Raw genomic sequence first — 2,486 nt, forward strand, 5'->3', positions numbered from 1 at the left:
AATATGTCAAAGTGTGACTTTTATCACTTTTTTTAAAAAGATAAATACACTACAATAAAGTTATAAGAATACGGAATTGGAAGGTGAATTACTATGGCTGATAAAAAAGTCGTACATCAAAATGATGACAAAGAAATTGTAAAGAACGAAAATGTCTCTGAAGATGTACATAATTTAGATTTACGAGGCACGTTTTTCTTTACGATGGCACTCGGCGCTCTAATACTAGTCTCTTGGCTAGGTGTATTCTGGTTATTCATGGAAAGAATGTAAAAAGGAAAGGTGAAATAAATGCATAAGTATGAAAAGATATGGTTAAGCTTTGGAACTGGTTCATTAATCTTATTCCTTGTTATTTTAGGAATTTCAGCAGTTCACCAAGGTCACTCACCTGCAGCATCAGGAATTGAAACGATTAACCCTGATCACGTGAGAGACGACGCAAGATTTAAAGAACCTGGTTTATATGAGTCACAAGAAGAAGGTTTCGATTATGACTTATACATGGTTGCTAGTATGTTCAGATATGAGCCTTCTGAAGTAGAAATTCCTAAAGGCTCAAGAGTTCGTGTAATGGTAACAACTCCAGACGTAATTCACGGTTTAGGAGTAGCAAAGACAAATATTAACATGATGGTAGAGCCGGGGTTAATCTCTAAATATCATGCAACGTTCAATAAAGAAGGCGAATTTTTAGTTGTATGTAACGAATATTGTGGGACTGGCCATACGGACATGACATCAATCATTAAAGTTGTCGGGAGTGAAGAATAATGGCGAAGTCTTATACTAATACTACACAAAACGAAATATACAAAGCAGACACAGTCATTAATAAAAAAGACGCGAAATTAGTTCTTGCGAACTTCTTATGGGTGATTTTTGCACTCGTAGTTGGTGGATTCGCAGGCGCATTACAAACATTTGTCCGTTCAGGATATTTTGAATTACCGTTTAATATTGGATACTACCAAATCTTAACGTTACACGGTGTAATTCTTGCATTAGTTCTTACATTCTTCTTTATTGTAGGATTCCAAACTGCTGTTGTTTCAAGAGCAATGGGTAGTTTAACTGACGGAGAAAGAAAGTCAGGTTGGATCGGATTTTGGTTAATGTCGATCGGTACGTTAATGGCAGCAGCAATGATCGCTACTAACCAAGCAACAGTATTATATACATTCTATGCTCCACTTAAAGCACACGGTCTCTTCTATGTTGGTTTAACACTCGTTATCGTAGGTACATGGATTGCAACAGGTGCTCAAACAAAACGTTACTTTAGATGGAAAAAAGAAAACCCAGGTCAAAAAACACCTGCGATTGCATACTTCGTTGTGATTAACAACGTCATGTGGTACGTATGTACTCTCGGTGTCGCAATATCAGCGTTAACTCAACTTATCCCTTGGTCATTCGGATTAATCGATACAGTTAACGTTAAACTTACACGTACGTTATTCTGGTACTTTGGACACGCACTCGTCTACTTCTGGTTATTACCAGCATATATGGTTTGGTATGCAGTATTACCTAAAATTATCGGAGTTAAAGGTTTTTCAGATAAACTTGCAAGACTTAGTTTCGTCTTATTCCTATTCTTCTCTATTCCGGTTGGTATCCACCACCAATTAGTTGAACCAGGAATCGATGCATTCTGGAAAGGACTCCAAGTTGTATTAACATTCATGGTTATCGTACCATCACTCATTACTGCATTTAGCTTATTTGCTTCATTTGAAACATATGGTCGTAAACAAGGTGCAACAGGTTTATTCGATTGGTTTAAGAAGTTACCATGGAATGATTCAAGATTCGTATTACAGTTTGTCGGTATGTTATTCTTCGTACCTGGTGGTATCGGTGGTATCATCAACGCATCTGGTCAAATGAACCAAGTCGTTCACAACACAATCTGGGTCGTTGGACACTTCCACATTACAGTTGGTGCACCAGTTGTATTAACTTACTTTGCAGCAATGATGTTCTTACTTCCGCATTTAGTCGGTGGTAGAATGACTAAACTTACAAACTCACTTGGATTATGGTTAGCATACACGTGGGCATTAGGTATGGGTATTATGTCATTTGCAATGCACATGGCAGGTATTAAAGGTGCGCCTCGTCGTTCAACATTCTCTGAGTACGGTGGGCATGAAGTTGCCGAAGAGTGGATCAGTTATCAGTTACTACAAGCAATTGGTGGTTCATTCTTACTCATTGCTATTATCATCGCATTCTTTGCATTCTTCTTATCACTAAGAACGCCAAAGACAGATGTGGTCGAAGAGTTCCCTATCGCTCGCTTCATGGACGATGGAGATGCACCACTTAAATGGGTTGAAAACTGGAGATTATTAATCATCATTACGATTTTCTTAGTCGTAATTGCATACACAGTTCCAATCTCACAAATCTTTACAGAAAACATTCCAGGATCACCAGGATTTAAAGCTTGGTAATCAAAAAAAAGAAGCTTAGCAAAC

At 37.8% G+C, this 2,486-nt stretch carries 3 protein-coding genes; all 3 read left to right on the forward strand.

Translation table 11 applies throughout. From position 1 onward, the window contains the following. The first annotated feature begins 93 nt into the window (after positions 1–93). Genes TJ68_RS03560 through TJ68_RS03570 form a run of 3 tightly spaced genes read left to right on the forward strand, consistent with a single transcriptional unit; the run spans position 94 to position 2,462 of the window. The gene (locus TJ68_RS03560) at positions 94–273 is read left to right on the forward strand and encodes a cytochrome c oxidase subunit 2A (RefSeq protein WP_040928781.1); all 180 of its coding nucleotides are present in this window, start codon (positions 94–96) and stop codon (positions 271–273) included. A gap of 18 nt (positions 274–291) precedes the next feature. After that, entirely contained in the window at positions 292–774 is a 483-nt protein-coding gene (locus TJ68_RS03565) for a cupredoxin domain-containing protein (RefSeq protein ID WP_040928782.1), read from the forward strand. Next, positions 774–2,462, forward strand: coding sequence for a b(o/a)3-type cytochrome-c oxidase subunit 1 (locus TJ68_RS03570; RefSeq protein ID WP_052327289.1), 1,689 nt, complete (start codon positions 774–776; stop codon positions 2,460–2,462). Before TJ68_RS03565 ends, TJ68_RS03570 begins: the two co-directional genes overlap by 1 nt. Positions 2,463–2,486: the final 24 nt, after the last annotated feature.

The sequence above is a fragment of the Nosocomiicoccus massiliensis genome, assembly GCF_000438455.1.
GTDB lineage: Bacteria > Bacillota > Bacilli > Staphylococcales > Salinicoccaceae > Nosocomiicoccus > Nosocomiicoccus massiliensis.

Bases quoted from the DNA above. Each gene is read 5' to 3' on its own strand.
- TJ68_RS03560 (WP_040928781.1), top strand. From the start codon at position 94: ATGGCTGATAAAAAAGTCGTACATCAAAATGATGACAAAGAAATTGTA.
- TJ68_RS03565 (WP_040928782.1), top strand. From the start codon at position 292: ATGCATAAGTATGAAAAGATATGGTTAAGCTTTGGAACTGGTTCATTA.
- TJ68_RS03570 (WP_052327289.1), top strand. From the start codon at position 774: ATGGCGAAGTCTTATACTAATACTACACAAAACGAAATATACAAAGCA.